Origin of the sequence: Klebsiella sp., assembly GCF_027492335.1 — a bacterium.
Lineage (GTDB): Bacteria > Pseudomonadota > Gammaproteobacteria > Enterobacterales > Enterobacteriaceae > Klebsiella > Klebsiella huaxiensis.
Window position 1 is genome coordinate 1 of record NZ_JAPUEW010000087.1, and the last position, 5,764, is coordinate 5,764.

The following is a 5,764-nucleotide window of genomic DNA, read 5'->3' on the forward strand; positions in this document are numbered from 1 at the left end:
GTAGAACGGTGTGATGTGCCTTACAGGGCGTGGTTTTCTCCGGATACCGACGAAGTGTCCGACGGTGCGCGGCGTCCGGCGTCGAGGTCGGCGCGGATCTGCTCGTACTGGTCGTCCAGGCGATAGAAGCGACCAATCCACAGCATCGAGGCGACAATCAGCAGTGCTGGAATGTAGAGATAACAGGCTTTAATCGCCAGCATCGCGCTATCGCTTTGCGCCTGGTTAGCGATATAACCGCCGGAAGAGAGCAGCACGCCGGTTATCGCCCCCGCGCTTGCCATGGCGACTTTGCCGAGGAAACCATTGATGGAGGTCAGAATTCCGGCAGTATTGATACCGGTCTTCCACACGCCGTAATCCACCGGATCGGCCTGCATGGAGAAGTAGATCGCTGTCCGTTGTCCTGCGCCGAGCGACAGCACCACCGCACCGGCAATCAGTCCCCAGCTATTAACGCCTGCCACCATCATCATGCCCATCCCGACAAGATTGATCGCGCTGGCGATCAGGTAGACGTGGCGCTTTTTCATGCGTCTGGCGAGCAGCGGCACGGTGAGTGTTCCGAGTAGAGGAACGAAAGTGGAGATCCCGGCAACGATCGCCGTGAGATCGTTATTGCCTACGTAGTAGTGGAAGAAGTAAACCAGCGCCCCGGTCTGGAAGAAGAACGCGCCCCACATCAGGAAAATATTAATGGCGAACACAAACCACGGACGGTTGGCGCGCAGGCTGACCCAGGCGCGTTTTAAGGTCATCCGCTCTTGAGTAATGCTGATATTTTCTTTGACGTTGCGAAAGCTCACCAGCAGGAAAAACGTGGCAATGATACCGAAAATGACTGCGGTATAGAGGAAACCCTGTTCCTGATTACCTTTACCCAGCGCGCCGACCAACGGTAGGGTGGCGACCGCAACAATGGTTGCCCCGAGCGAGCCGAGCAGTATACGCACTGCTGAAAGCGTCGTGCGCTCCCGCGAGTCGTTCGTCAGAAACGGCAGCATGGCGCAAAACGGAATGTTAACGATGGTATAGAGAAACGACAGACACAGATAGGTGATAAACGCGTAAATCAGCTTACCGGTGGTGCCGAAATCGGGCACGTAGAAGGCCAGAATACACAGCAGCCCAAAAGGTACCGCGCCAATCAACAAGTACGGACGACAGCGACCCCAGCGGGTGGTGGTGTTGTCGATAACCAGCCCCATCAGTACGTCGGCAACGCCATCCACCAGACGCGTGACGAGGAACATCAGGCCGACGTAATAGGCGGGCAGGCCCATCACGTCGGTGTAAAAGAACATCAGATAAAGAGAAATCATCTGCCACACGAGGTTGCAGGAGAGGTCAGCGATGCCGTAGCCAACGCGCTGCCGCCACAGGGTAAAAGTTGTTTCTGCCATAAAATGAACTCGCTTATCGTTGTTGTTAAAGTCCGTACTGGCGAATAAACCAGGCCGGGGTACAGCTCCACGCATGGCAATAACTGTTTATCAGTTTGCTGTCATAAGGGGAAAACTCAGGGCGCGCCGGGTCAAAAATTTCCCAAAAGGTGTCAGCGCCGTAATCGACCATTGCGCCCCAGTAGGCCTTGATCTGCGCAATTGCCTCGTCGCGCATACCGCACTGCAAGAGAGCGGCGATATAGTGGTGGCGCAGATAGGGCGTGTTCATAGCGATCGCGGGGGGATTTTTCTCCAGGTTGCGCATAATCTCCTGGCGCTGCTGAGGAGTTCCGACTTCCGCCAGCACCAGCCAGATTTGCGATGCCCAGGAAACCTGCCGCTGCTGGCCGCTAACGTAAAAGCCTTGCTGTTCGTCCCATAACGTATCGAGCGCTGCGGCTTTGAGCTGTTGCAGGCAGGTGCGATAGCTCGCCGCCCGTTCAGGTTCAAAACGTTCCGCCAGCCAGATGGCACGTTGCAGGCAGTAAATCAGCACCCCTTGCGCGGAAGCCTGTTTATTCAACGATGCCTGCCAGTCGATAAACACCCACCAGTCGTCGCTATCGCGCACAAGGCCTGAGTCGTCGCAGCGGGTTAGCGCCAGATCGATCTGACGCTTAGCCGTGGGCCACAGCTCGCGTGCCGTTTGAAGATCTTCGGCGCTTTGCAGATAGTTGTAGAGAACATCGACAAAAAACAATGAGTAATCAAACAGGAAGGTGTCATCAGCAATGACATCCGGTTGGACGAAAACGTTGGCCGACACCATGCCATCTTCTCGGGTATGTCCGGCGAAGAGGTACAGGCAGCGGCGCACCAGGTCATGTCGGCAGAAAGTCACATCGTTGACCAGCGCCTGAAGCCGTAGATCGCCGAGCCACAGGCGGCGGTCGCGTTTGGGACCGTCCTCGAAGACTTCCTGCATGCAGTTTTGCAGGGTTAAAACGGCAATCCGGTCGATCTCTTGCAGTTGCGGATCGGCGGTGATGCTCGCTGGGCAGGTTTGGGTTGCCGAGGTCACGGCATTAACCCGAATCTGGTCGAACTGCAGGCGGAATTTGCTTGAAACAGCCTTCACCTCAACCTTCAGGTAGCGGAAGCAGTAACGGCGCGGAAGGTCGATTTCTGCGGGCAGGACATCCAGCCACAGATCCTGTTGTTGCAACCAACTGCTGCTGATCCAGCCCTGGTAATCACTGAACGGTTCGCACACTTCGCTAAGGGTTTCGCCGAAAGTGAACTGCAGATGAGCCGGAGCGTCCGGCGGGCTACCGGCGCTCTGGCAGAGAAAGTGAAGGTAGCCGACGTAGTGGCTGCCAAAATCAATAATAACGCTATCGCCGCTGGTCAGTTCGCGTTGGTAGAACGCGGCTAAGCTACTCACCGGTTCGGCGCGCCAGCCAAATAGCGCGCGGGAGTCGGCCCGGGCTTCTATCACGGCGACAGGCGGGTGTAGTTCGCTGCGCAGCGCGGGCCGCAACGCCTCGGCGGTGCGTAAAAAATCCTGGTGACGGGTCATCTTGACCTGAGCGTTATGTTGGATAGCCTGTGACATACTGCGTCCTCTGTGTTTATTTGAGCGCAGCATAAGATGCCGCTGCCTGCGGCAACCACTCTGGCAATGCCAAAGCGTTTGAGAAAATGGCAATGATGATGGGATGGGGAGGTTGGCGATCACAATTCCATAAATCTTGCTCGTGGCGGCTACTAAAATGCATTATCTTGCCCCTGCGCCGTATGCCATTTTGGACTTGATAAATGATGATGTTGACCGTTGAGTATTATTTCGCCCATCCGCAGGATAAGCTGGGTATGTACGCCAGCGACCCGGAAGATAATAGCCATGAGCATAGTCACGAGTTTGCTGAACTGGTGATCGTTGAAGAGGGACACGGTTTACACGTTATTAATGGCCGACCATTATATATTCAACAGGGCGATGTTTTTTACGTTCAACCGGGTGACGTACATTATTATGATGAGCTGGGGACGCTGAAGTTAATTAACGTGTTGATTAACCCTTTAGCGGAATTTCAGTATTTACAACATCTCGATGGCTTATTGCAGACATTCTCAGCACAACAGGCCTCTTGCTACGGTTGGCTGGCCCCGGATACCCGCCATATCTGCCGGGAGCTGGTTGAGAAGATATTCTCAGCTGAATGCCTGCTGGCTGAAAATAGCGCACTGCGCGAAGCTGCTTTTTTCCAGCTGGTGACTACGATTCTGCATGCGGAATCTGAAGCAGAATATAGTAATACAAAGTATAAACTGCATAAGCTACTCACCTGGCTACAGGAGCACTGTTTCGAGGAACATAACTGGCAGCAGCTGGCGGAGAAATTTCATCTGACCACGCGAACGGCTTTTCGCCATATTAAAGAGGCCACCGGGCTGACACCGGACAATTATTTAAAACGCCTGCGTTTAGTTTCGGCACGCGTAAAATTACGCGAAACCGATATGACGATTACAGAAGTGTCTTATTTATGCGGCTTCGCAAACAGCAATCACTTTACCACCTTATATAAAAAGGTTTTTGGCCTGACCCCCAGCGAGGATCGACGTCGTCTGCTGCGCTGAGGGGCAGCGGTCATTTTAGCGGCACATTTTGTTCCTTTGCCCATTTGCGCAAACGACCACAGGCGTTGGCATAAGGTGACGAGGTGTTGAAGGAGATCATCCGCCCCAGCGTCCATTTGCCATACCACGGTTGGCCGTAAAGCGTGTTGTCATCCCGCGCTTCGATGCAGGTGACAATCTGCTGTTTCGCCTGATGCAGGGCAGTAAGCAGAGCAGGGTAATCCAGCGGTGGATAATCGGCATAGAACTTCTGTGCCAGCAGTCCGAGCTGGTTCCATTTAAAGCCGGTTTCCGGGAAGTCGATAGGCTGCCGGGTTTCGTCAAAAGTTATCCATTTGAGCACCAGTTCATTCCATCCCAGCAGATAGCAGACCAGATCGCGAACGCTCATCATTGTCCCCTTCGCGTGACCAGCCAGGGTCTTTTCGTTCGTTTTATTTTCGGGAATATGTGACAGGTAACCAGCCAGTTTTGCGAAGTTTTTCTCGATGGCTGCCAGTAGCTGATCCTGGGTTTGCGGTACGCTCATAGCGAGTTCCTTTCTAAGTGATTTGATTCCCGGAGGCGAAGCTGCGCATCTGTCCGGGCTACCCGTCTTCAGCCATCTGCGAACCGGTAGCCCGGGTAGGTGCTTGGCGCCGCCCTGGGGGGAAGCGCGCAGAGAATCAACCCAGCGCGTTCAGATGCTCTTCCAGACTACCGGTGTTCGCGGCGGCATTGATATGTTCAAAATAATCATACCAGCCGCTGGCGGCGATACCAGCCAACAGCGCATCGCGGGCCTGAGCGTCGGGAAAACGCCAGATGCCTAAAAAACGGTGTGGGGAGGCTTTATCGATAGCGGTATCGTTCTGCGCCAGCGTCAGGAGTTCGACGCCCCATTGCGCGAGGCCGCTCATCCCAGACTGAATGCCATTGATAAACTGCTGACGCTGCTCCACAGACAGCGCGTGCCAGGCGGAGTTAGGGGTATAAAGTTCGACTAAATAGTGAGACATAACGGGTGACTCCTTTGGGTTGATATCCAGATCATGAGAGACATTTTCCTGCCAGCGTACCGGCGGCGACTTTCGCCAACAGTTCGGATAGCTGGATGCGTTCCTGCGCTGAGAGATGGCTGAATAAGCCAGCAATCCACCGGCCGTGCTGGGCGAAGACGCTGCCGATAAGCTGCTTGCCCTCAGGGGTTAATGCGATACGCATGGCCCGGCCATCAAGAGGGTCGGCGTGGCGCTTAATTAACTGGTCACGCTCAAGGCCGTTAAGCAGCCCGGTAATGGTTGCCCGGGTGACGCCTGCTTTTTCCGCCAACACGTTGGGAGCGAGGCCGTCGGTTGCGGCATCGAGCAAAAACAGCAGCACGAAACGTCCCTCGGATAATCCCCACGGAGCCAGCAGCGTTGCGCAATCGCGGTCGATGGCAGCCGCTAACGACAGAGTTTGAAAACAGAGGCGGATATTGTCGACGTCAGCAAGCTGATGACGCTCGGCCTCCTGCAGCAGCGAAAGGTATTTTTGTTCAAGTTCCATATCAGCCTCAGTCATATAGTATTGTGCCTAACTATATGGCTGAAACGATAGACGATCAAGCGAAAATGTGGAGATTGATGACAAACCTGGCCTGAACGCCGAGCCTGATTTTGCCTGATGGCGGCTGACGCCATACCCGGCCTTGAACATTTCCCGGAGGCGATGCTGCGCATCTGTCCGGGCTACCCGTCTTCAGACGTCTGCGA

At 54.6% G+C, this 5,764-nt stretch carries 6 protein-coding genes; 1 reads left to right on the forward strand and 5 read right to left on the reverse strand.

The annotated features are described in order from the left end of the window. Positions 1–20: 20 nt before the first annotated feature. Positions 21–1,403, reverse strand: a complete 1,383-nt coding sequence (locus tag QVF11_RS24930; RefSeq protein ID WP_112214247.1) for a glycoside-pentoside-hexuronide (GPH):cation symporter — start codon at positions 1,401–1,403, stop codon at positions 21–23. Positions 1,404–1,428: 25 nt separating this feature from the next. After that, positions 1,429–3,000, reverse strand: a complete 1,572-nt coding sequence (locus tag QVF11_RS24935) for an alpha-L-rhamnosidase-related protein (protein ID WP_287860110.1) — start codon at positions 2,998–3,000, stop codon at positions 1,429–1,431. A gap of 203 nt (positions 3,001–3,203) precedes the next feature. Here QVF11_RS24935 and QVF11_RS24940 point away from each other — a divergent pair, with 203 nt between their 5' ends. After that, positions 3,204–4,028 (forward strand): helix-turn-helix domain-containing protein, encoded by an 825-nt coding sequence (locus QVF11_RS24940; protein WP_112214245.1) that lies wholly within the window; start codon positions 3,204–3,206, stop codon positions 4,026–4,028. Between the two features lie 10 nt (positions 4,029–4,038). On the opposite strand, the gene QVF11_RS24945 is transcribed toward QVF11_RS24940, so the two are convergent. The 3 genes from QVF11_RS24945 to QVF11_RS24955 all read right to left on the reverse strand — a co-directional run bounded on the left by QVF11_RS24945 (position 4,039) and on the right by QVF11_RS24955 (position 5,558). Next, on the reverse strand, positions 4,039–4,557 hold the full coding sequence (locus tag QVF11_RS24945) for a ClbS/DfsB family four-helix bundle protein (protein WP_287860112.1): 519 nt from the start codon (positions 4,555–4,557) through the stop codon (positions 4,039–4,041). 136 nt (positions 4,558–4,693) lie between these two features. Further along, a complete protein-coding gene (locus QVF11_RS24950) occupies positions 4,694–5,026 on the reverse strand; it encodes a DUF6616 family protein (protein ID WP_287860115.1) in 333 nt (110 codons plus the stop codon). A gap of 31 nt (positions 5,027–5,057) precedes the next feature. Next, a complete protein-coding gene (locus tag QVF11_RS24955) occupies positions 5,058–5,558 on the reverse strand; it encodes a MarR family winged helix-turn-helix transcriptional regulator (protein WP_287860118.1) in 501 nt (166 codons plus the stop codon). Positions 5,559–5,764: the final 206 nt, after the last annotated feature.